General features: G+C 58.9%; 19 protein-coding genes. 4 read left to right on the forward strand and 15 right to left on the reverse strand.

The genetic code is table 11. From position 1 onward, the window contains the following. Positions 1-72 precede the first annotated feature (72 nt). Positions 73-1,338, reverse strand: a complete 1,266-nt coding sequence (locus tag QMZ05_RS01895) for an adenosylmethionine--8-amino-7-oxononanoate transaminase (RefSeq protein ID WP_353699221.1) — start codon at positions 1,336-1,338, stop codon at positions 73-75. Then, positions 1,329-1,976, reverse strand: coding sequence for a dethiobiotin synthase (gene bioD / locus QMZ05_RS01900; RefSeq protein WP_353699222.1), 648 nt, complete (start codon positions 1,974-1,976; stop codon positions 1,329-1,331). Before bioD ends, QMZ05_RS01895 begins: the two co-directional genes overlap by 10 nt. A 696-nt stretch (positions 1,977-2,672) precedes the next feature. Between bioD and QMZ05_RS01905 the strand changes: the two genes are divergently transcribed. The 3 genes from QMZ05_RS01905 to QMZ05_RS01915 all read left to right on the forward strand — a co-directional run bounded on the left by QMZ05_RS01905 (position 2,673) and on the right by QMZ05_RS01915 (position 5,196). Further along, positions 2,673-3,032 (forward strand): Dabb family protein, encoded by a 360-nt coding sequence (locus QMZ05_RS01905; RefSeq protein WP_353699319.1) that lies wholly within the window; start codon positions 2,673-2,675, stop codon positions 3,030-3,032. Positions 3,033-3,148: 116 nt separating this feature from the next. Next, positions 3,149-4,543 carry an aminodeoxychorismate synthase component I gene (gene pabB / locus QMZ05_RS01910; protein WP_353699223.1) on the forward strand — a complete coding sequence of 465 codons (1,395 nt, stop codon included), beginning with the start codon at positions 3,149-3,151 and terminating at the stop codon, positions 4,541-4,543. Next, positions 4,540-5,196: an aminodeoxychorismate/anthranilate synthase component II gene (locus QMZ05_RS01915; protein ID WP_353699224.1), complete on the forward strand. Its 657-nt coding sequence runs from the start codon at positions 4,540-4,542 to the stop codon at positions 5,194-5,196. Before pabB ends, QMZ05_RS01915 begins: the two co-directional genes overlap by 4 nt. A 180-nt stretch (positions 5,197-5,376) precedes the next feature. On the opposite strand, the gene QMZ05_RS01920 is transcribed toward QMZ05_RS01915, so the two are convergent. The 5 genes from QMZ05_RS01920 to QMZ05_RS01940 all read right to left on the reverse strand — a co-directional run bounded on the left by QMZ05_RS01920 (position 5,377) and on the right by QMZ05_RS01940 (position 11,776). Continuing rightward, positions 5,377-8,481: a multidrug efflux RND transporter permease subunit gene (locus QMZ05_RS01920; RefSeq protein ID WP_353699225.1), complete on the reverse strand. Its 3,105-nt coding sequence runs from the start codon at positions 8,479-8,481 to the stop codon at positions 5,377-5,379. 111 nt (positions 8,482-8,592) lie between these two features. Then, entirely contained in the window at positions 8,593-9,258 is a 666-nt protein-coding gene (locus tag QMZ05_RS01925; protein ID WP_353699226.1) for an FkbM family methyltransferase, read from the reverse strand. A gap of 56 nt (positions 9,259-9,314) precedes the next feature. Continuing rightward, a complete protein-coding gene (locus QMZ05_RS01930) occupies positions 9,315-9,566 on the reverse strand; it encodes a hypothetical protein (RefSeq protein ID WP_353699227.1) in 252 nt (83 codons plus the stop codon). Between the two features lie 150 nt (positions 9,567-9,716). Next, the gene (locus QMZ05_RS01935) at positions 9,717-10,685 is read right to left on the reverse strand and encodes a cytochrome-c peroxidase (RefSeq protein ID WP_353699228.1); all 969 of its coding nucleotides are present in this window, start codon (positions 10,683-10,685) and stop codon (positions 9,717-9,719) included. An 890-nt stretch (positions 10,686-11,575) separates the two neighbouring features. After that, the gene (locus QMZ05_RS01940) at positions 11,576-11,776 is read right to left on the reverse strand and encodes a hypothetical protein (protein WP_353699229.1); all 201 of its coding nucleotides are present in this window, start codon (positions 11,774-11,776) and stop codon (positions 11,576-11,578) included. A 905-nt stretch (positions 11,777-12,681) separates the two neighbouring features. On the opposite strand from QMZ05_RS01940, the gene QMZ05_RS01945 reads away from it, so the two are divergent. After that, entirely contained in the window at positions 12,682-12,831 is a 150-nt protein-coding gene (locus tag QMZ05_RS01945; RefSeq protein ID WP_353699230.1) for a hypothetical protein, read from the forward strand. A gap of 7 nt (positions 12,832-12,838) precedes the next feature. On the opposite strand, the gene QMZ05_RS01950 is transcribed toward QMZ05_RS01945, so the two are convergent. The 8 genes from QMZ05_RS01950 to trbE form a co-directional block, all read right to left on the reverse strand. After that, a complete protein-coding gene (locus tag QMZ05_RS01950) occupies positions 12,839-13,078 on the reverse strand; it encodes a DUF2274 domain-containing protein (RefSeq protein ID WP_082747439.1) in 240 nt (79 codons plus the stop codon). 4 nt (positions 13,079-13,082) lie between these two features. Beyond that, complete coding sequence (locus QMZ05_RS01955) at positions 13,083-14,294, reverse strand: TrbI/VirB10 family protein (RefSeq protein WP_353699231.1); 1,212 nt, start codon at positions 14,292-14,294, stop codon at positions 13,083-13,085. Next, positions 14,291-15,325 (reverse strand): P-type conjugative transfer protein TrbG, encoded by a 1,035-nt coding sequence (gene trbG, locus QMZ05_RS01960; RefSeq protein WP_353699232.1) that lies wholly within the window; start codon positions 15,323-15,325, stop codon positions 14,291-14,293. The genes QMZ05_RS01955 and trbG overlap by 4 nt, the downstream gene beginning before the upstream one ends. Then, entirely contained in the window at positions 15,322-16,005 is a 684-nt protein-coding gene (gene trbF, locus QMZ05_RS01965; RefSeq protein ID WP_353699233.1) for a conjugal transfer protein TrbF, read from the reverse strand. Before trbF ends, trbG begins: the two co-directional genes overlap by 4 nt. A gap of 91 nt (positions 16,006-16,096) precedes the next feature. Then, complete coding sequence (trbL, locus tag QMZ05_RS01970) at positions 16,097-17,332, reverse strand: P-type conjugative transfer protein TrbL (RefSeq protein ID WP_353699234.1); 1,236 nt, start codon at positions 17,330-17,332, stop codon at positions 16,097-16,099. Next, positions 17,329-17,700 (reverse strand): putative entry exclusion protein TrbK-alt, encoded by a 372-nt coding sequence (trbK-alt, locus tag QMZ05_RS01975; RefSeq protein ID WP_353699235.1) that lies wholly within the window; start codon positions 17,698-17,700, stop codon positions 17,329-17,331. Before trbK-alt ends, trbL begins: the two co-directional genes overlap by 4 nt. Further along, the gene (gene trbJ, locus QMZ05_RS01980) at positions 17,697-18,428 is read right to left on the reverse strand and encodes a P-type conjugative transfer protein TrbJ (RefSeq protein WP_353699236.1); all 732 of its coding nucleotides are present in this window, start codon (positions 18,426-18,428) and stop codon (positions 17,697-17,699) included. The genes trbK-alt and trbJ overlap by 4 nt, the downstream gene beginning before the upstream one ends. After that, a complete protein-coding gene (trbE, locus tag QMZ05_RS01985) occupies positions 18,425-20,866 on the reverse strand; it encodes a conjugal transfer protein TrbE (protein ID WP_353699237.1) in 2,442 nt (813 codons plus the stop codon). Before trbE ends, trbJ begins: the two co-directional genes overlap by 4 nt. Positions 20,867-20,873 lie beyond the last annotated feature (7 nt).

Consider the following 20,873-nt stretch of genomic DNA (forward strand, 5'->3'; position numbering starts at 1 on the left):
AGGATTCGAAAATGTCATCATCCCACGATCGCTGGAATTGCGAGAGCCCATGTCGCGACGCGCAGGGCGCCATCAAATCAACGCATCGGCTGCTTCGCGAATGCCGGTGTAGATGTCGTCGAGGTCTGATGCCGTAATGCAGTACGGCGGCATCACGTAGATGGTGTTACCAAGCGGGCGCAGCAGCAGATTTCGCGCCTTGAAGAAGGCCTGTAGCTTCGGACCGATGGTCGCGAGATAGCCCGCATCCCTCGCCTTCAGATCGAGTGCTGTGATGGTCCCGGTCCGGCGGACGTTTGCAAAGCGCGGATCAGTGCGGAATGGCTCAATCGCTTGCTCCTGCATCGTGGCGACCGATGCCAGGCGATCACGAGATGCGCTATCCTGCCAAAGATCCAGGTTGGCCTTTGCTGCAGCGCAAGCCACCGGATTCGCGGCATATGAACTCGAATGAAAGAAGGTACGCGTACGATCTTTCGAATAGTGCGCGTCAAAAATATCGCTGCGGCAAAGTGTCACCGCGAGTGGAAGCGCACCTCCGGTGATTCCCTTCGAATAGCAAACGATATCTGGCGTGATGTTGGCCTGCTCGCAGGCGAATAAAGATCCGGTGCGGCCCCAACCGGTCATAACCTCATCGGCGATGAACAGAACCTCAGATGCTTCGCAGATCCGTTTCATCTCCCTGAGCACCCAGGCGGGGTACATCAGCATCCCGCCCGCCCCCAACACGAGAGGCTCGACGATAAAGGCTGCTGGAATTTCGTTTCGACATACGGCCTCCAGCGCATCGAGAGTCGCCTGTTCACGACCACTTGCCGGGAACGGAACCGAGGTCACGTCGAACAGCAGAGGCCCGTAGGCCACGTTGAATACGCCGCGGGCACCAACCGACATCGCCCCAACCGTGTCGCCGTGGTAGGAATGTTGCATCACGACAATGCGTATGCGCTGCTTGCCAATATTGTGCCAATAGCCGAGCGCCATCTTCAGGGCGACTTCCACACTGCCTGAACCACCGTCGGAGAAGAAGACATGGTCGAGACCACGCGGCGCGAGTTTCAACAGCAGCGCCGCAACCTCCTCGGCCGGATCATGGGAGTACCCGGCAAAGATGATCTGGTTGAGCTTACCAGCTTGCTCCTGAATTGCGTTGACGATATGCGGATGGCAATGGCCATGGGTTACGACCCACCACGAGGAGATTGCATCTACGATGCGGCGCCCATCTGAGGTGTAAAGGTAAGCTCCATCACCGCGCACGATCTTGATCATCTCGTCTTGAAGCGCGTGTTGCGTGAACGGATGCCAGATCGGCGACCTCTTCTTTAGCGCCATGGCTTGAAATCATCTCGACAGAATGACGCGTTGAACGCGGCCTGCAGCGTGTCTGACGATAGAGGAGCAATCCAAGGCAAGCGCCCTAACCAACGCACCCGGCCCATCTCGCAAACTGCCCTCACAGCTTCCGGGTTCTTTTCACCAACGAAAGCTATTCCGAGAATGTCGACGTTACGCTTTCGGAGAGCCTCTATTGAGAGCAGCGAGTGGTTAATCGTTCCCAGCGCAGTGCTCGCGCAAAGCACGATTGGAAGCCGCCATCGCTCGAAGATGTCGATGTAAAATGCGCAGCCACTCAGCGGCACCATCAGCCCGCCGGTACCCTCGATCACAAGCGGCCGCTCCCCGATGTCAGGCACATCGAGCGAATCCGTATCGATGCGAACTTCGTCGATTTCGGCGGAGTAATGGGGCGAAGTGGGGGTTCGCAGGCGGTAAAGCTCCGGCACGATGCGATCGGACGTCAGACAGCCGAGCCGTGCAACAACCTCGGTGTCGGTCTCTCCTTCGAGGCCCGCCTGAATCGGTTTCCAGTAGCTCGCGCCGAGGAGATTGGTGAGCCCCGCGCAGAAAACCGTCTTTCCAATTCCGGTATCCGTGCCAGTCACCACGATCTGCTGCAGCCTCTCCTTCACCTCTTATCTCCTCGACCAGAACGTCGAGCATGGACGTCATCCTCGACGACATTGAGTGTCATTGAAATTCGCCAGAAGCGCCGTCCCCTGGTCTTGGCGAGGAAATCGGCAGACTACGCTCCACCTGGAGCGAGCCGCTCTCCAATCGTTTTACCTCAACGACGGCCACCCAACTGTTCCGGAATGATCCCTTCGCAGTCAAACCTTTCTCGACATACCTCGAATGTGAACCTAACGTTGATCATCGAACCTCGCGGTGTGGACCATTCCGTCAAAACCCAATAGTTGTTTGACAGATTGCGCTCGCCGTCGGCGTGCCATCGCTGTACGAACCGGACCGATCTGCGCGCACGCTCGAAAGGTGTGTCCTAAGGGCCTCAGAACAGTACGATGCGTACCACAGGCGGCCACGAACCACCTTTGATGCGTTGAGTGCACTCTTTTGTGCTGTCGAAAGGACGAGCGCGCAACGTCGATCCAGCCTGTCACCTGCTCGCGCGCCACATTCAGACCATTTGGCGCCTGGCAATTCCCATGCCTGATCAAGAAGAAGTTTCTTGCGAGCTTCTGTCGCAGGCTCCAGCTGCTGGACGAGGGTCAAACGCTTCTGACGCAAGGCGGCGGCGCCAGCATTGCGTTGAGCTTGATCCCGAGCTAAGGATGCGGCCGAGTTGCAGCGTCATCTTTTCGGTCACCATGATCCGTCACATCGTGTTCTTCACGGCCAAGGATAAGGCCGATATCGACCAAATCATCGAAGGTCTATCGGTTCTAACTACAATTCCACATGCACGCCGACTCGAAATTGCACGTAACCGCAAGAACGATCAACTCGGCAACGATATCGATGTCGTTGTCTATGGTGAATTCGACAGCGAGCGGGATCTCGCAGCGTACAAAGCGCACAATCTATATCTGGAGGCGATCCGGTGCGTACGACCACTCCGGGAGCTGCGTTTTGCCGCTGATTACGAACTATCAACAGACGTGCATTTCGCTGGAACAGCAGGGCTAAGCCAAATTGCTCGGCGCAGCCGACCGGTTGGCACGGACTAATTTGATGATCAGCCTCGAGGGTTCGTACGCCTCGCACGAAACCTGGCCTTTCTCGGGACGCCATCGCGATCGGTTCGAGCCTCAAAGTTTGCCGGCCGGCGGTGATCGGTAGCATTATGGACGTCCGCGAATTGCAGTGGATCGAGCCTATCAAGGCGCTGCGATGTCTTGCGCAGCGATCACACCTTGCCTTTCTTGATAGCGCGGTGCGGCATGAGTCACTTGGGCGCTATTCATATCTGGCCTGCGAACCGTTCAGCACCTATTTGGTCACCGACGGACGGGCAAGTTGGAATGGAGAGACCCTTAAGGGCGATCCGTGGGGAGTGCTTCGCACCCTTCTTGCCAGATACCGAGAAGAGCATCGCCCCGATCTGCCGCCCTTCCAGGGAGGTGCGGCCGGCTTTTTTGCCTACGATCTGAACAGGACATTGGAGCGAGTGCCGGCGCCGGAAAATCCCGGTCAGCGATTGCCCCAATCGATTCTGCATTTCTACGACGTGGTCGTCAGCTTCGACCACCACCACAACAGGTGCTGGATCGTCTCCACCGGATGGCCGGAGCAAGAACCCGCTCGACGAGCCCAGCGCGCACGTCGTCGCGCCGACGAGTTTGCGGCACTGCTTGCCAGGCCAAAGTCTCCGCGAATTATATTCCCTGGCACGGCGGACGCATGGCATTCGAACTTCAGCCGTGAAGGCTACGTTGCGGCGGTCAAGCGCGTCGTCGAGCTGGTTCTAGCCGGGGACGTATTCCAGGCGAACATTGCGCAGCGCTTCAATGCCAGGGTGTCGCCCCTGTTCGACCCGCTCACCTTTTACTGCCAGCTGCGGTCATTGAACCCGGCGCCCTTTGCAGCCCTCCTGCGCTATGGCGAGCTGACCATTGCGTCGAGCTCCCCGGAACGATTCCTGAAATTTGAGGGACGACAGGTCGAAACGCGCCCCATCAAGGGCACGATCGCGCGTTCCGCCGACTTGAAAGAAGATCAGCGCCGAGCTGAAATCCTCCTTGCATCCGAAAAAGACCGTGCCGAGAACATTATGATCGTCGACCTCCTGCGCAACGATCTGTCGCGCGTTTGCACTGCGGATTCGGTCGAGGTTCCAGCGCTGTGCGACCTCGAGTCCTACGCTTCAGTGCATCATCTCGTCTCGATCGTGAGGGGCGAACTTGCGGCAGGCGAGGACGCGGTTAGTCTGCTTCGTGCCTGTTTTCCGGGCGGCTCGGTGACCGGGGCTCCAAAGGTACAGGCGATGAAGATCATCGCGGACATCGAGCAAGTAGCGCGAGAGGTCTATTGCGGAGCGATCGGCTTCGTCGGCTTCAATGGGCACATGGATACAAACATCGCGATCCGCACTGTGACGATCGATAATGATCTGGCTGTGTTTCATGCAGGTGGCGGGATAACGGCGATGTCCGATCCAGAGGCCGAATACGAGGAGACGCTCGCCAAGGCACAGCGTATCTTTGAGGCCTTTCAGACCACAACACCCGGTGCAATTTGATTGTCATCATCGACAATTACGATTCGTTCGTCTTCAACATTGCCCGCTATTTCCGTAAGCTTGGTGAAGCAACGGAGGTAATCCGGAACGATGCGCTCAGCCTTACCGACATTGTCGCCCTCAGGCCGTGCGCAGTGGTCATTTCGCCCGGTCCCTGCACGCCAATGGAGGCTGGGATATCGACCGCCGTGGTGCGCGAACTTTCAGGTCGAGTCCCAATTCTCGGCATTTGCCTTGGACACCAGTGTATAGGCAGCGTCTTCGGCGGACGCGTGGTGCGCGCTCGTCGTCCTATGCATGGTCGGTCCTCCTACGTAACGCATGACGGCCGAGGGCTGTTCAACGAACTCCCGTCCCCACTTTGCGTCGGTCGCTACCATTCGCTCGTTGTCGAGCTGGATGAAGCATCCGGGCAACATCTCGAGGTAACTGCGCGTTCCGACGAAACCGAGATCATGGCCCTCGCCCATCGCTATCAGCCAACCTATGGCGTGCAGTTTCATCCGGAATCGATACTGACCCAATATGGGTCCATGCTGCTGATGAGCTTCTTGCAAATTGCACACTCCTTTGCGAGCAGGAGGATCGACGCCCACGAACCGATGGCAACAACTCTTTCGAAGGACGCATCCGAGCCGCGACCCAGGATATGATCTCGCGCACTGCAGCCGCTGGTTCAGTCTGGCCGGCTGGGTGGAGTTTCTGCTCACCGACCTCGGTGACTTGATCGTTCTAGATCAGCAATCGAGCGACCCCGGGTCGCACTGGCGGCAGCAATTGGCGCGGGTGAACAGGAAGGGCAATCCGCGGCTGCCGCGCTTGGAGTGTCAGCATCATCGATTGGCCAGATGGGCCTCAGCTGCGCCGGTGGGGTCGAGCTCGGCGGCGCTCTTGGCGTGGTCGGCACTCGCGTCGGCGCGGTGATCGGACGCGATCGCGACATAAACCGCCGGCAGCACGAAGAGCGTGAACAGCGTGCCGATCGACATGCCCGCGACGAGCACGAGCCCGATCGAGAAGCGGCTCGCGGCCCCAGCCCCCGTAGCGGTCAACAAGGGTAGGAAGCCCATGACCATCGCCGCCGTGGTCATCAAGATTGGACGGAGTCGGACGCGCGCCGCCATCTCGATAGCCGAGCGCCGATCGAGTCTCTCCTTGAGCTGCAGCTCATTAGCGAACTCGACCATCAGGATACCGTGCTTGGCAATCAGCCCGACCAGTGTCAACAGTCCGACCTGGGTGTAAATGTTCATGGTCGCCGCACCAAAGAATAGCGGAATCAACGCGCCAACGATTGCCATCGGCACGCTGATCATGATGATGAGGGGATCGCGCAAACTTTCGAACTGCGCCGCAAGCACCAGGAAAATGATGATGAGTGCAAATGCAAAGGTGATGGCGAGTTGATTGCCTTCCTGCACATATTGGCGGGCGTCGGCAAGGAAGTCGTGGCTGAAGCCTGCGGGAAGTTTCTTTGCCTCCCCGTCCAGGAAGTCCACGGCCTGACCGATCGTGACGCCGGGCATCGGTACAGCCTGGAAGGTCGCTGAATTGAGCTGGTTGTAGTGGGTGAGCACGTTCGGACCAGTTGCTGTCTCGATGGAAACCACGGTTGACAGCGGCAGCATCGAACCTGTCGCAGTCTTCAGAAAATAGCTACCCAATGATTCCGGCGTCAGGCGCTTCTCGCGCGCCACCTGCGGGATCACCTGGTAGGAGCGGCCCTGCAGATTGAAGCGATTGACGTAGTTCCCGCCAAGGAGGGTCGCGAGCGCGCTACCGACGTTCTGCATGGTGATGCCAAGGTTGTTAGCCTTGGAGCGATCGACTTTGATTCGTACCACCGGCTGGTTGAATTCAAGGTCCGAGTCGCTGACCATGAACAGGCCGCTCTCGCGCGCCGCATCCTTCAGCTTCGACATCTGCTCATAGACAGACTGGAAACCACGCGTCGAGTTGATCACCATCTGCACTGGTAGGCCGCCCGAACCACCCGGAAGCGGCGGCAAGCTAAAGGCAAATGCGTTGATGCCTTCGATTTTCGACAACTCGGCCTGGACTAACGGCTTTAGCGCGATCGATGACCGCTTGCGCTCGTCCCAAGGCTTGAGCAGCATGCCGGCCATGCCGCCTTGCGGACCGCTAGTGCCGTTGAGCACGAAGCGCAAGTCGGTCTCGGGAAACTTCTGGAACGCGTTGTCGAGCTTCGTGCCGTAGTAGTCCAGGTAGTCGATGTTGGCGTATTTCGGCGCCTTGGATATTGCGAATACGATGCCTTGGTCTTCCTCAGGTGCAAGTTCCTTGGAAATATGCGTATAGAGAAAGCCGACGAGGCCCAGCATGGTCAGCGCAAATAGCCCGGTAATCGGGCGATAGTCGAGCGAGCGGTCGAGCTTGCGGCCGTACCAGCGTGTCATGGCGCCGAACACGCGGTTCACAAATGCTGCAAAGCGCCCCTCCTCAGCGCTCTTCAGGAAGACCGAGCACATCATCGGCGACAGCGTCAACGCGATCACGCCAGACACGATCACCGAACCTGCTAGCGTAAGCGCGAATTCGCGGAACAGCGCACCGGTGAGGCCGCCGAGAAAGCCGATGGGCGCATACACGGCGGCCAGCGTAATCGTCATGGAGACAACGGGGCCGACAATCTCGCGCGCACCCTTCGTAGCGGCCTGCATGGGCGGCGCGCCTTTTTCCAGATGGCGATGAATGTTTTCCACCACGACGATCGCGTCGTCCACCACGAGACCGATCGCAAGCACCATCGCGAGGAGCGTCAGGAGATTGAATGAAAATCCCAGCGCCAGCATCATGCTGCAGACGCCAACAAGCGACAGCGGAATGGTGACGACGGGAATGATGACCGACCGCAGCGAAGCCAGGAACAGGAAGATGACCAGTACCACGATCACGACGGCCTCAATGAGCGTGTTCTCCACCTCATCGATCGACGATTGAATGAACTTGGTGGAGTCGTAGGCCACTTTCATCTTCAGAGATGGCGGCAGATTGCGCTCCAGTTCGGGAAACAACGCTCGAACACCTCGCACGATGTTCAGCGGATTTCCCTGCGGGCTCGGCTGCACACCGATGAAGATCGCGTGCTCACCATTCATGGCGACGCTGACGTCTGTGGTCTGCGCGGCAAGCTCGACCGTCGCAATGTCCTCCATGCGCACAAAGCCGCCATCATTGGCTTTGACGATCATGCGCTTGAAGTCCTCGACGCTCCGCAGATCAGTGTCGACCGTGATATCGGAAAGGATGAAATAGCCCTTGGCCTGACCGGCCGCGGCCTGGAAGTTGTTGGCGACGATTGCAGCCGAAACCTCAGCCGGCGATACTCCGTGCCCCGCCATTCTTGCAGGATCGAGCCATAACCGCATCGCAAAAGTCTGGCCGCCCAGGATGTCTGCCGCTGCGACACCATCTACGGTTGACATAATCGGCTGCACCACGCGTGAGAGATAGTCGGATATCGCGCTGGCCGTCAGTTCCTCGCTCGAGAAGGCGATATACATGACAGCGGTGGTCTGGCCGGTCGACTTCGTGACGACAGGATCGTTGGATTCCTTCGGGATCAGATATTTGACCGAGTTGACCTTAGAGAGCACTTCAGTGAGCGCCTCGTTGGAATCGAAATTGAGCTTGATGTAGACTTGGATCGTCGAGGTGCCGAGGACCGAGGAGGACGTAATGTAGTCGACGCCCTCGGCCGAAGCGACCGCCTGCTCCAGGGGGGTGGTGATGAACCCCTGGATCATGTCCGCGGAGGCACCAGGATAAGACGTCGTGATAGTGACGACCGTATTCGACAGCTTGGGATACTGCCGGATCGGCAGAACGGCGGCCGCGCGAAGGCCAATGAGCAGGATCAGCAGACTGACGACGATGGACAACACCGGACGTTTGATGAAAAGCTCGGTAAATGCCATCGCGGCGCTCGCATTCAATAGACCGACGCAAATTCGCCAAGTCAGCGCCCTATCATCACTGCGGCGACTGCGGCTAAGGCCTGTAGCGTGAGGAAAGCGGAATCGGTTACTCTAAAGGCTCATGTTCCTAAGCAACACATCACCCTCTACTGCGCGAGGATATTGGGCGACCACTTCGAATGAAGGTAGACGCTTTAGCATGGCTTGAAGGGTCAGCTGACCTTCGTAAAGCTCCTTGTCGCTGTATTCGGTGTAGATGAAGCGGGTATTGTTTAAGGTCTGCCTGCCGCCAGCGAAGACATCAGCCTCCGCTCCTTGCACATCCATCCAGATCAAATCAATCTTGTTCAGATTGGCCTCGGCGCACCAGTCGTCCAGCCGTCGCGTTTCAACCGATATCGGGCTATCGAACCGAACCCAATCATACTCGGCAAGATGGTTCTTTGGTCGCCGTATCGATCCAGAGAGGGCCCAATCCTTTGCTTCTCCATCTCCGTTGCTTGGATGAAAGTCGACCCTGCCATTCTTGTCGCTGATCGCGATCTCGAATAGACGCACCTTCTCAAGATAGAGACCCATGTTTTTCTTAAAGCGAGCGATCGCTCGGGGATCCGGCTCGAAACAGTAGAGATGAGCCTCTGGGCAAAGCCGAAGGAAACGTAAAGAGTCAGTTCCGTCGTAACTGCCAATGTCCAAGATCACTGGATCTGGCTTCTGAAGGAACGAAACAATACGCTGATGGACCTCCAACGCGGACGCGGGCTCACGTGTTTCCATTTTACTCCGTCCTCACCCCTCAATGGCACGCAACAAGATCCATCAAACGTATCAAGTCAGATTGCGGCCTTGTGCCGACCACCGACTGCCCTAGAATGATCCAGCTTCGACGTCGAAGGTACAAACAACCAGACGAGTGGCTCAATTCTACTGAGGTAAGCAGGCGATATAGAACGGGTTGCAAAACCTATACCAAGGTTTGTAGAAACGGAAGCCAGCATGAGCTTGAGGACAGCGTGATGCCAGCGTTCGGCCGCCAGGCGATCGCCGAGGCCTTGACCTTGCTGATCGAGAGCTTCGTCGCTCACGATCAAGATCCTGCCGTACACGGAAGTTCGGTCAGTTTTGAGAGACCGGAGTATGCTCGATCGGCCGAGGCCACAGCCTGCCGAGAACGGATGGAACTGACAGGTCGATCAATTGATAATACGTACGACTCCCGTCGTTGAAGAACGACACTATCTGCCTAAGGAGGGTGGTGGCGTCTCGTTGGTCCGCGTTGGCAGTATCGGATACTCGATCTTAGGTAGCTGCCCGGTCAGCGAATTCAGAAACGCAACAATATCGTTCTCCTCTTTGTCGCTAAGCTTTTCACCGAGCTGGACCTCGCCCATAACGCCCACAGCCTCCTTGAGACTCCAAACCTGACCCGAATGGAAATATGGGGCTCGCAAAGCGACATTCCGTAAGGGCGCAACGCGGAACACGTATTCGTCGCTAGCGACCCTGGTAACCGCGAACCGCCCCTTATCGGCTGTAGGACGCAGTTTGGTATCCGGCTTCTCCATCACACCAAATGGAAAATAGCCCTGCCCACCAATATTAACCCCATTGTGGCAGGACGAGCACCCCTTATCCATGAACAGCTTCAATCCAGCCTTCTGCTGATCGTTGAGAGCGCTGCCATCGCCGTTGAGGTACTGATCGAACGGTGCCGCCGGCGTAGTAAGAGTCGCCTCAAAAGCCTCGATCGCCTTGGCGACATTTTCGAAGGTAACCGGCGGCGTACTATCCGGGAAGGCCGTCTTGAACATAGCGACATACGCGTTCATCGAATTTAGCGTACTCATCACGTGATCCGGCGTTGCATTCATTTCCGCTCTCGCCTGCACCGGTCCCTTGGCTTGCTCCTTGAGGTCTGGCGCGCGTCCGTCCCAGAACTGCGCAACATTGAAAACCGCATTATAGACGGTCGGCGCGCGACGCACGCCCTTTTTCCAGCCGTGACCGACCGAGGTCGGTCCGGCGTCCACGCCGCCGGTGCCAAGATTATGACACGTATTGCAGCTGATGATCCCGCTGGCCGAAAGGCGGGGATCAAAGAACAGCATCTTGCCGAGCTTGACTTTCTCGTCAGTGACAGGATTGTCGCTAACTGCTGGCGTAGCCGAGGGAATCGGCTTGAAAATTCGTCCTGCAGCCAACATCACATCGTCATGCGCGATAGCATGTGATGCGACTAGCAGCACAGCCGTAGCGACAGATAGTCTACGCATAATGTAAAGACCTCCAGCTCTCCGGGCTCATTCCACAAATTTCATTGGCCGGTCAGGCGGCAGCGACCGCACCTCCATCAGCGACAATGGACCTCTCGAGGGTGTCGCCCATCACATCCTGATCTCAGATTTCTCGCGACCGTTGGCGCGGGCTGCGAGATCGGAGCCGGCCTCTGCTCGTGGAAGGATCAACGGGCTGTCGGAGGTAAGCCAAGCCACCGACCATGTTTCTCGAGGCACGCACCCATCACGTCTTTGCTGCAACCGTTGCAGGAATTGAGCCAAGCCGAACAGGAGCATCGCTGCAGCGTTTCTCTGTCGGGTGCCGGCGTGCGACGACGTTTGGAGGCTCTCCAACTCGGAGGCGTAAGCTTTCGTACAAATGCCGGGCTTGCTGCCGCGTCTATCTCGCAGTAGCTGCGCAATGTCTTGTCTTCATTCCGGATGGTCGCGCTTAACGACGTTCTTATGGCTGGTCACTCTTGCCGATTATCGGAGCAAATGCTGCGAGCGCCGGGCGACGGCACATCTTATGACCGGTTTCGCGCGGGTACGTCGCTCTCGATGCAAGGCCGACAAAAGGGAAAAGGACAATGAACGGAAGAGAACGCATAAGATCCGTTCACCGCGCTATAGTCCTGCCGATCGCAATATCTCCCAAACGCCCTTCTATTTCAGCAAGGAAAGCGCCCAGCCGGCCAAGTTTAAGATCCGAATTGAAGTGCAAGCTCCGTACAAAATGTACAAACACCACCTCGTCGTCCGTCCGCGGAATTGTGCCGCTTCGCGGAAGTCTGGACGGAGTCGGCCGGGACAAGCCGCTACCGCCACATCGTGGGCGCCCCGGTCAACGCCGCTCGGCCTATTTGCCTGAGGACATCGACCGATGTCTCTCCCCGCGTGGCTGCTTCGAGGAGTTTGCAGGCGACGTGAGTTCGGATGCCTATCTCGTGACGGGATACACCTTCACAAACCTCGTCCAGAACCGCACGCAATATGGCAGCCAATTCGGAATCGACCATTTGAGTGCCCTCAATTTCACAAACACTATCATCTGCTCTGAGCGTGGCGGGATAGAATTTGGTTGAGTGAACGCCGGGCCAATATATGCGCGTGTCCACGTCTGCAGCACAGTTTGAGAATGTGAGCAGAACGTTACACATGCGCCAGTTGTTGGCACACTCTCTCCGCCAATCGCAAATAAATCTCGCTCGCTGGAATTATTCTCGATTGGGGGAGGAGTTCACTCTCGAAGCATTACTTTTGGCTGCCGTCCTGCAGAGGTCTTGGATTCCGCGCGGTTTGCGAACAGACAGGCAGCAGAAACTTTCTCTCTCGATGTCCTTTGCGATAATCCAATCTATGAGCCAGCAAAACGCCGGCTTCCGTAACCGAAACACACGCCACGAAGTACATCCTTGATCCCTCAACATCGGTCGTACCGAGCCCTTCCTACACGTCTTCTCTGAAGGTTTCGTGGACCAATTGAGACTCACGCAAAAATGCGAGCCAATCGTTCGTAGGAGTCCGAGAAGCGGAATGCGGTGCGCGGCGATGGCGGAGCTGACCAAAATTGTCGGCGTCAATACCAATGAGCTCCGCCCTCGGCGTGAAACCGAGGTCTCCGTGCGGAGGGCTTCGACCGAATATCAGTAGGTCCACGGCAGTCGACAAGCACTCATTCGTATTACTCTCGTCCGACTGATACCCCCATAAATGTCTTTGATGCCTCATCGGATCACCGCAAGATCCGCGTGTGGCAGGTAAGCTTCTAGGAAACGCGACTTGGCGGAGGGAATATGCAAACTTGCCGCGCTCTCGGCGGGTCGGGCGAGAACGACATCGTGCCTGCCGTGCTCGCGATCGAGCGCCCAGCGTTCCCGCAACCCCTGAGCGATACATTGCGACGGTGCGGAGTGGAGACTGCATGGCTTCTATGTTCGGCGAGGGACGTTCGGCGCGCTGTCTTCTCGACCTCGGCAACATCCTGATTGGCCACGATCATGGCATCGATTATTTCGCTCACTGGGGAGCAGGGAGCGAAGAACCCGACGTGCTCAATTTATTGACTTGCTGACCGAACGCTATCCAACGCTCGTATCGCGTGCCTGAGATAAACGCCTCAGTTTCGTGAAGCCACGATCAGTGGCCATAAAACGCCCGAGCATCGGCGCAATCAGTTTAAGTGGATCAATCGCCTGACCGGTCTCACGCGCTAGCGCTTCCGCGTACGCGAGAAGATCGCGATGAACCGCTGCGGGCAGTTCGGCAGTTACTCTGACTGGCCTGTCACTGGGAATTTCCGAGATTCTAAGCTTTGGCACGGCATCATCCTTTGTATGGTTCGAGCTGAAGATCGCGGTTGACAATCACCCGAACCGGAAAACCTGGACGGATGGTCAATGTCGGCTGGATGTTGAGACTGCGCCGAACGACTTGCTGGCCAGTTTGGTTCAACGAATCCCCTGCACCGTGGCGCAAAGCCTGGATAATTGAGCTGTCGTTGCTGTTCGTGTCGGAGCCGGAGCCAAGCTCTGTTCCGACAGCAAGTAAAGTCGATAGGGCGGCTGCCTTAAACAACTCGCCCCAATGATTGTCGACTTGGTCTTCTAGACCTGCATAACCGGCGTTGTCCGCATCAGGCTGTCGCTCAAGTATGATCGAGCGACCGTTGGGCATGATCAGACGGGTCCAAACCAGCAGCACGCGGGACTGGCCGAAGGCGACCTGGCTGTCATAGATACCGATCAAACGGGCTCCCTGGGGCACAAGCAAGAACCTTCCGGTGGGAGTATCGTAGAGATTCTCCGTCACCTGCGCCGTGACCTGACCTGGAAGGTCCGATCTGATTCCTGTGATCAGGGCACCGGGAATCACTGTGCCAGCCTGCAAGAGGTACGGCGAAGCTGGCTTAGTGATGCGGTCAGGACTCACTGTGCGGCGATCTACGGATGCGTTCACGAAGGCGAGTTTGGTATCTTGACTGTTCTGCGCAGATCCGACGCCGCTGGTGCTCGTTGAGCTCGGCGGCAGGACACGGTCGCTTCCCGGAGCGGTAGCGGCGGTCGGCCGCATTTCTCTCCCGCTGCTCGAAGCGAACAAATGGCTGATACGGGCTGCTTCGGTCTCCTGGTCCCGGCGCTGTTGGTCCGGATCACCGCCCATCGTCGGCGACTGGCCCTGAGCCGCGAGGATCGGTCGACCGAGGTCCCCAGGAAGCGGCGGACCAAGCTGCGGTATCGGTTGACGTGGAACGCCGGTGTAGTCCTTCGGCAGCGTGGTAATGCCGTCGGCAACGTTGTGATGGTCGGTGCTGTAGAGCTCATCGGCCGCTTGATTTTGAGGACGATTATTCTGCAGTGACCACAAAACGGCTCCGCCGATAACGAGCAATGCAACAGCACTCCCTCCCGCCAGGACTTTCCGCGACAACCGCGTCACACGCGGATGCTCTGCTCTCAAACGAAAATTCCTGGATTGCTCGTCTTGCGTCTGCGGCGGAATGGCTCGTTCGTGTTCGTTTCCACTCGAGGTATTCATGACGACGGCCTCCCGTCAGTCCTGACAATTCTGACCTTCTGCGGATGCTCGCCGCCGAGCCGGAGTTCGGCCGCTGCAAACAGCCGGTCGACGATCAACACGTTGCCGTGGACACGATAATTGACGAGCTCAGCCTTGCCGTCCGGTCCGATGACGAACAGCGGCGGCATCTCACCTTGCACGATCCCCTGCGGGAATTCGACATAGACCTTGCGGCCATCGTCATATGCGGTGGCCGGTCGCCAGGGCGGGCTGTCCCCTTCAATCGCGTAGCGGGCGATGCGGTGCGCCTGATCTGGAAGAACGGGTCTCAGGGCAACTGAACGCGATCGTTCGCGCACGGTTTCCGGATAGTACCAAGCGACGGATGGCATGTATGGTCGTTCGCGGGAGCGAAGCTCTATCAGGTAGGTGCGCCGGTCGGTATTGATGACAAGATTGGTTTCGATCGATGCGCGGGTCGGCTTGACCAGGATATGGACCCGTCGCGTGTCGCCACTCCCGCTCTCAGTATCGCCCACGACCCAGCGGACGGTGTCGCCGGCCGCGATCGGTCCTGATCCGGTCAACTGCTCTCCTTCCTCGAGCGCAATATCCGTGATCTGCCCCGGTGCAGCGTAAATCTGATAAAGCGCCCCGGGACTGTAAGCGTAGATTTGCGCTGCATTGAAATACCCCCGCTTGCGCGGTTCGACCCGGGCCGCACTGTTCGCCGTCTCAACCCGGCTCACAGGTTCGGGCTCTTCTTTTCCTCCCGACTTGCTGCCGAGAGTCGGCTTCCAGAGCGGTGGAACGTGAAGCGGTCGCGATGTGTCATCGAGAGGTGCTGGAGGCGCCGGCAACGAAGGGACTTCCGCATCATAACTGATCTGCGGCGGAATGTAGGTCGCACACCCACCGAGCGCCGATGAACAAAGCAGAAGAGCGGCCAGAATTGCTCGCTTCGAAGTCACGAACGCGGACCAAGGCAAATTTAGTCTGCTGTGCGGGATAGGAAGTTTCGAATGAGTGTCAGACGGCGTCTTGGTCACTGACCCAACTCCTTTGACCAGTTGATGGCGCGGACGTAGATGCCAAGGGGATTCTTGCGTAGGCGTTCGGTGTCGCGCGGCGTCTCGATCACGATGGTGAGAATGGCAGTCCAGCGTTCGGTCGAACTCAACGAGCCGTTATCGTAGCTGCGTTGCGTCCACGCGACCCGAAAGCTTTCAGACGACGCGCGAATGACGCTCGATACGTCCACGGAGATCTGCGCCTTGCCCAACTTGGCAAAAGGGTCATTGTTGCGCGCATAGTCATTCAGCGCGGCGGCGCCGCGATCGGTCGTAAAATCGTACGCCCGAAGCCAGTTCTGGCGCAGAACAATACCGTCCGAGGGCAGGCCTCTGACATCCTCGATAAAGCGCGCGAGGTGGTAGGCGATCTGCGCGTCGTTCGGCTGATAGTCAATGTTGGCGGGCGCAACCCTCTGGGCCTGACCGAGATGATCGACTTCAACCACCCAAGGCGTGATCGATCCTCGGCTGGAATGCCAGACGAGGCCCCCGGCAAGGCCGGCGGACAGCATCAAGCAGCCGAACGCCATCAAGCGCCAGTTTTTGGCCTGCACGCGGGCGGACCCAATGCGTTCGTCCCAAACCTGCGCAGCCTTCTGGTAAGGCGTAATCGGCACGGGCATGCGCCCGTAGTGAACGGATGGTCGTTTGAACATTGAACTGCCCCCTAAGTGATCGGTTTCGAGTCGTGCGGTGTCCGGGATTGAGGCATCGGCCCGCGGTGGGTGGTAAGGCGCATGCCGCGTGTCAGTGCTCTCCTTCGGACAAGTCGACGGAGGAACCGCTGCCAGCGTGGTCGCCGGAGCGCACCGCGCGGCCGGCTGTCGACGCACTATGCCGAATGGTATGGGCACTTTTCATGCGCCGCGCCCAATCGGGCTGCGCTTTCCCTTCTGCCGAAGTGCTTGCGGCTTGCCCGCCCGCCTGCCCACCGCCGCCGAGCGTAGCCGCTGCACGACGCAACGGGCTCATGGCCGCCGAAGCGCCCGCCTCCGCGACGCCAGCAAGGCCGCCACTTCGATAGGCGGCGGATGCTCCACTCAAGACGGCGCTGCCACCGCGCGCGGCGCCTGCAATCGCGCCGCCAGCGAGACCAGCACCTCCGGCGGTGAGGCCTGCACCGGCGGCAACGACACCGCCAGCGGCAAGTCCCGTACCGGCCGCGGCACCGGCGCCGAGCTGCGGTCCGCCAGAGACCAGACCGTTTGCGATTCCCGGACCGAAGATACCGAGGCCAAGCAGGGAGAGCGCCGCAAGGACCAGCGTCATCGCGTCTTCGATGGTTGGCTGGCCGCCAGCAAAGCCAGAGGTGAACTGAGAGAACAGGGTCGATCCAATGCCGAGGATGACGGCCAGGACCAAGACCTTGATTCCGGATGATATGACATTGCCCAACACCCGCTCTGCCGCGAACGCGGTCTTGCCAAACAAGCCGAAAGGAATGAGCACGAAGCCCGCCAGCGTCGTCAGCTTGAACTCGATCAGGGTCACGAAGAGCTGGACCGCCAGAATGAAGAAGGCGAGCAGCACCACGACCCAGGCGAACAGGAGAACGACGATCTGGACGAAATTCTCGAAGAAACTGATGTAACCCATCAGGTTCGAGATCGAATCGAGCAACGGTCGGCCGGCGTCGAGGCCGACTTGAGCGATCTTCCCTGGTCGCAGGAAATCCGACGCAGATAAGCTCGAGCCGGACGCTTTCAGCCCAAGACCGGCAAAGCTTTCGAAGACGATACGTGCGAGGCTGTTCCAATTGCCGATGAGGTAGGCAAATACGCCGACGAAGAGCGTCTTCTTGACGAGGCGCGCGATAATGTCCTCGTCCGTTCCCCAACTCCAGAACAACGCGGCGAGCGTAATGTCGATTGCGGCAAGGGTCGTCGCGAGATATCCGACATCGCTACCCAGCATCCCGAAGCCGTTATCGATATAGCGCGTAAACGTTTCCAGGAACTGGTCGATAATCCCGGTACCAGTCATGGCTTGCTCGCCTCAGGTGTTGCCAGGGGCGGATATCCTTGCTGAATCCGGCTCTGATCCTTTGGGGCGGGCGCTAAGCTCGCGGCGGAATCATCCTGGCCAGGAACTGCGGCGCCATCCTTCCTGCCAAAGAAACGACGCCGGTTTTCGTCCCAAACCTGCTTACAATGCCGGTAATCCGCCGTTTCCTCCGAGGTGACACCGCGGCAGCGTACGAGGTCGGAACTGGTTGCACCTGTCGTCTGCGCTGTCTCCGGCAGCGGCGGAGACTCGTCGCCACCACGAAGCTGAATCGTGCAGGCAGCGACGACCAATACGCCGATTGTCGTAAGCAGCGACAACGCCTTGAATGCGTTTACGTCGGTCATCGGTGGAACATCCGCACGTCTTGGGATTGATAGCCCTGGCCCGGTGTCAAAAACCGTCGGAGCTGCTCTCGGCCTTGGTCTTGGGCCGCGGCGCGCTGCGCCGCTTCAAGACTCTGCGCCCGACCTTGTGCGGTCATGACTGCGGTGAGGTCGGCGAGCTGCTGCGCGCTCAGCGCGAGAATCTGATTGCCGGCCTGCGTTGCCTGCAAGGCCCCGCTGGCGCTTTGGCTTGAAGTTACGAGTGCGGACGTTTGGATGCGATTGGTATCGAGGTTGCCAACGATGCCGGCCTGAACCCGGAGCGCGTCTTGCGTTGCCGCATAAGTATTTTGCCACCGCGATTGAGCGTTCGTGACCAGCAATTCGCTGGACTGGCTGCCGGTGACCGGCGCGTAGCTGGTCGAGAATGCGCGATCGATCTGCTGAACGTCGTAGGCGATCCGCTGGGCTTGGCTCAGCAATTGCTGGGTGCGCTGGATCGACGATTGCAGTTGCTGCAGCGATGAATACGGCAGGTTTGCCAGATTCCTTGCCTGGTTGATCAACATCTGCGCCTCGTTCTGCAACGAGGTGATCTGGTTGTTGATCTGCTGGAGCTCCCGCGCGGCGGTCAGGACATTCTGAACGTAGTTGTTGGGATCAAAGACGATAAGCGCCCGTGCGGGCACCGCGACGCCAACCACCAGCGCGATCGTGCCAGCGGCCGCCAATAGGCCAAGACGCCTCATAGCGATTTCTCCACATTTGCAAGATTGGGGATCAAGTCTACGGCCCAGGCGACTCCGCGGTGCTGGAGCCAGGCCGGCACGAACCCGTCAGATCCGTGTTCGGCGAGGAGCTGCGCGATCGCAGCCTGGTCTGTCTTGGAAGAGGCGGCGGTAAATGCGAGCGCGACATCACCAAGGCCAAGTTCAAACATCCGGTTGCCGCGACGCGATTGACAGTAGTAGTCGCGCTTTGGCGTTGCCCGGCTCAGAAGCTCGATCTGCCGGTCATTGAGGCCGAAGCGGCGATAGATGGCAGTAATCTGCGGTTCAATCGCCCGTTCGTTCGGTAGTAACAGGCGCGTTGGGCAGCTTTCGATGATCGCCGGCGCGATTGCGGACCCATCGATGTCTGAGAGCGATTGGGTGGCGAAGATGACAGACGCATTCTTTTTTCGCAGTGTCTTCAGCCATTCACGGAGCTGACCGGCAAAATCATCGTCGTCGAGGGCGAGCCAACCTTCATCGACAATCAGAAGTGTCGGCCGGCCATCGAGGCGGTCCCCGATACGATGGAACAGGTAGGCCAGCACGGCCGGCGCCGCGCTCGTTCCAATCAACCCTTCAGTTTCAAACGCCTGGACCGAGGCCTCGCCAAGGCGCTCGAATTCGGCATCGAGCAGGCGTCCGGACGGACCGCCCAGGCAATAGGGTTGCAGCGCACGTTTCAGGGAGTTCGATTGCAGCAGGACCGACAGGCCCGTCAGGGTGCGCTCCTGCATCGGCGCCGAGGCGAGCGACGTCAGGGCCGACCACAGATGATCCTTGACCTCCGGCGTGATCTCGATTTTTTCCCGCGCAAGGATCGCACCGATCCATTCCGTCGCCCATCCACGCTCGGAAGGATCGTCGATCCAGGCCAGCGGCTGCAGCGCAACCGGTTGGGCGTCTCCGTCTGACGATGCGCCGCCGAGATCATGCCAGTCGCCGCCCATCGCGAGCGCGGCCGCCCGGATCGAACCACCGAAATCGAACGCAAAGACCTGAGCATTCGGGTAGCGGCGGAACTGCAGCGCCATCAGTGCCAGCAACACGGACTTGCCAGCCCCCGTCGGCCCCACCACGAGAGTATGTCCGACATCACCGACGTGGAGGGAGAATCGGAACGGGGTCGATCCCTCAGTCTTGCCGAACAGAAGGGGCGGCCCCTTGAAGTGCAAATCCCTCGTCTCACCCGCCCATACCGCCGACATCGGAATCATATGGGCGAGGTTGAGGGTCGAAATCGGCGGCTGCCGCACATTGGCGTAGACGTGGCCGGGTAGACTGCCGAGCCAGGCTTCCACTGCGTTCACCGTCTCGATCATGCAGGTAAAATCGCGGCCCTGAATGACCTTCTCGACCAGGCGGAGCTTTTCATCGGCAGCATGGGGATTGCCGTCCCACACGGTGATGGTCGCTGTGACGAAGGCTTGCCCAATCTGATCCGAACCGAGTTCCTGCAACGCCGCATCGGCGTCCAGCGCCTTGTTGTGAGCGTCAGTATCAAGCAGCGTCGACGCCTCGTTGGTCATGACCTCCTTGAGAATGGCGCCGATGGACTTTCTCTTCGCGAACCACTGGCGGCGAATCTTGGTCAGGAGCTTCGCGGCATCAGTCTTGTCGAGCATGATCGCGCGGGTCGACCAACGGTACGAGAATGCGAGGCGATTCAGGTCGTCCAGAATCCCCGGCGTCGTCGCGCCCGGAAAGCCGACGATCGTCAGAACCCGGACATCGGCCGAACCCAGCATCGGCTCGAGCCCGCCGGTCAGCGGCTGGTCGGCCAACAGCGCATCGATGTACATCGGGATTTCCGGCACTCGAACGCGATGACGCTTGGTCGAAATCGTTGAGTGCAGGTAGGTCAGCGTGTCCTGATCATCGAGCCAGGCGCATTCGGGCATGAACCCTTCAACAAGCTGCAGCACGCGATTGGTCCGATCGACAAATCCACGAAGCAGCTCGCGCGCGTCGGCTCCAACGGCGCGATCGGGGCCCTCATAGAGCAGTCGCTCTGCCCTCGCGGCCCCCTCCTCTGGCGGCAGATAGAGGAAGGTCAGGAAAAAGCTGGACTCGTAGTGGGCGCCTGCCTCCTCAAACTGAGCCCTGCGTTCGGCGTCGACCAGCGCTGACGCGACATCCGGAAAGCTATTCGGCGGGTAGGCGCCCGCAAAATGACGCTGCGCTTCAACGAATACGGCCCAGCCTGATCCCAGCCGCCGCAAGGCGTTGTTCAAACGGCCGGCGACGGCGACAAGTTCGGCCGGCACCGCGCTGTCCAGGTCAGGTCCCCGGAATTTAGCTGTCCGCTGGAACGAGCCATCCTTGTTCAAGACGATTCCCTCGTCGACGAGGGCAGCCCAAGGCAGGAAGTCGGCGAGCCGGGCGTTAGAGTGGCGATATTCGGCGAGATTCATCATGATCAAG

This window comes from Bradyrhizobium sp. INPA03-11B, from assembly GCF_040446015.1.
Classification (GTDB): domain Bacteria; phylum Pseudomonadota; class Alphaproteobacteria; order Rhizobiales; family Xanthobacteraceae; genus Bradyrhizobium; species Bradyrhizobium macuxiense_A.

Coding starts and splice junctions, on each gene's coding strand:
- QMZ05_RS01895 (WP_353699221.1), bottom strand. CDS start 1,338: ATGGCGCTAAAGAAGAGGTCGCCGATCTGGCATCCGTTCACGCAACAC.
- QMZ05_RS01905 (WP_353699319.1), top strand. CDS start 2,673: ATGATCCGTCACATCGTGTTCTTCACGGCCAAGGATAAGGCCGATATC.
- pabB (WP_353699223.1), top strand. CDS start 3,149: ATGGACGTCCGCGAATTGCAGTGGATCGAGCCTATCAAGGCGCTGCGA.
- QMZ05_RS01920 (WP_353699225.1), bottom strand. CDS start 8,481: ATGGCATTTACCGAGCTTTTCATCAAACGTCCGGTGTTGTCCATCGTC.
- QMZ05_RS01925 (WP_353699226.1), bottom strand. CDS start 9,258: ATGGAAACACGTGAGCCCGCGTCCGCGTTGGAGGTCCATCAGCGTATT.
- QMZ05_RS01935 (WP_353699228.1), bottom strand. CDS start 10,685: ATGTTGGCTGCAGGACGAATTTTCAAGCCGATTCCCTCGGCTACGCCA.
- QMZ05_RS01940 (WP_353699229.1), bottom strand. CDS start 11,776: ATGGTCGATTCCGAATTGGCTGCCATATTGCGTGCGGTTCTGGACGAG.
- QMZ05_RS01945 (WP_353699230.1), top strand. CDS start 12,682: ATGGCTTCTATGTTCGGCGAGGGACGTTCGGCGCGCTGTCTTCTCGAC.
- QMZ05_RS01955 (WP_353699231.1), bottom strand. CDS start 14,294: ATGAATACCTCGAGTGGAAACGAACACGAACGAGCCATTCCGCCGCAG.
- trbF (WP_353699233.1), bottom strand. CDS start 16,005: ATGTTCAAACGACCATCCGTTCACTACGGGCGCATGCCCGTGCCGATT.
- trbL (WP_353699234.1), bottom strand. CDS start 17,332: ATGACTGGTACCGGGATTATCGACCAGTTCCTGGAAACGTTTACGCGC.
- trbK-alt (WP_353699235.1), bottom strand. CDS start 17,700: ATGACCGACGTAAACGCATTCAAGGCGTTGTCGCTGCTTACGACAATC.
- trbJ (WP_353699236.1), bottom strand. CDS start 18,428: ATGAGGCGTCTTGGCCTATTGGCGGCCGCTGGCACGATCGCGCTGGTG.
- trbE (WP_353699237.1), bottom strand. CDS start 20,866: ATGATGAATCTCGCCGAATATCGCCACTCTAACGCCCGGCTCGCCGAC.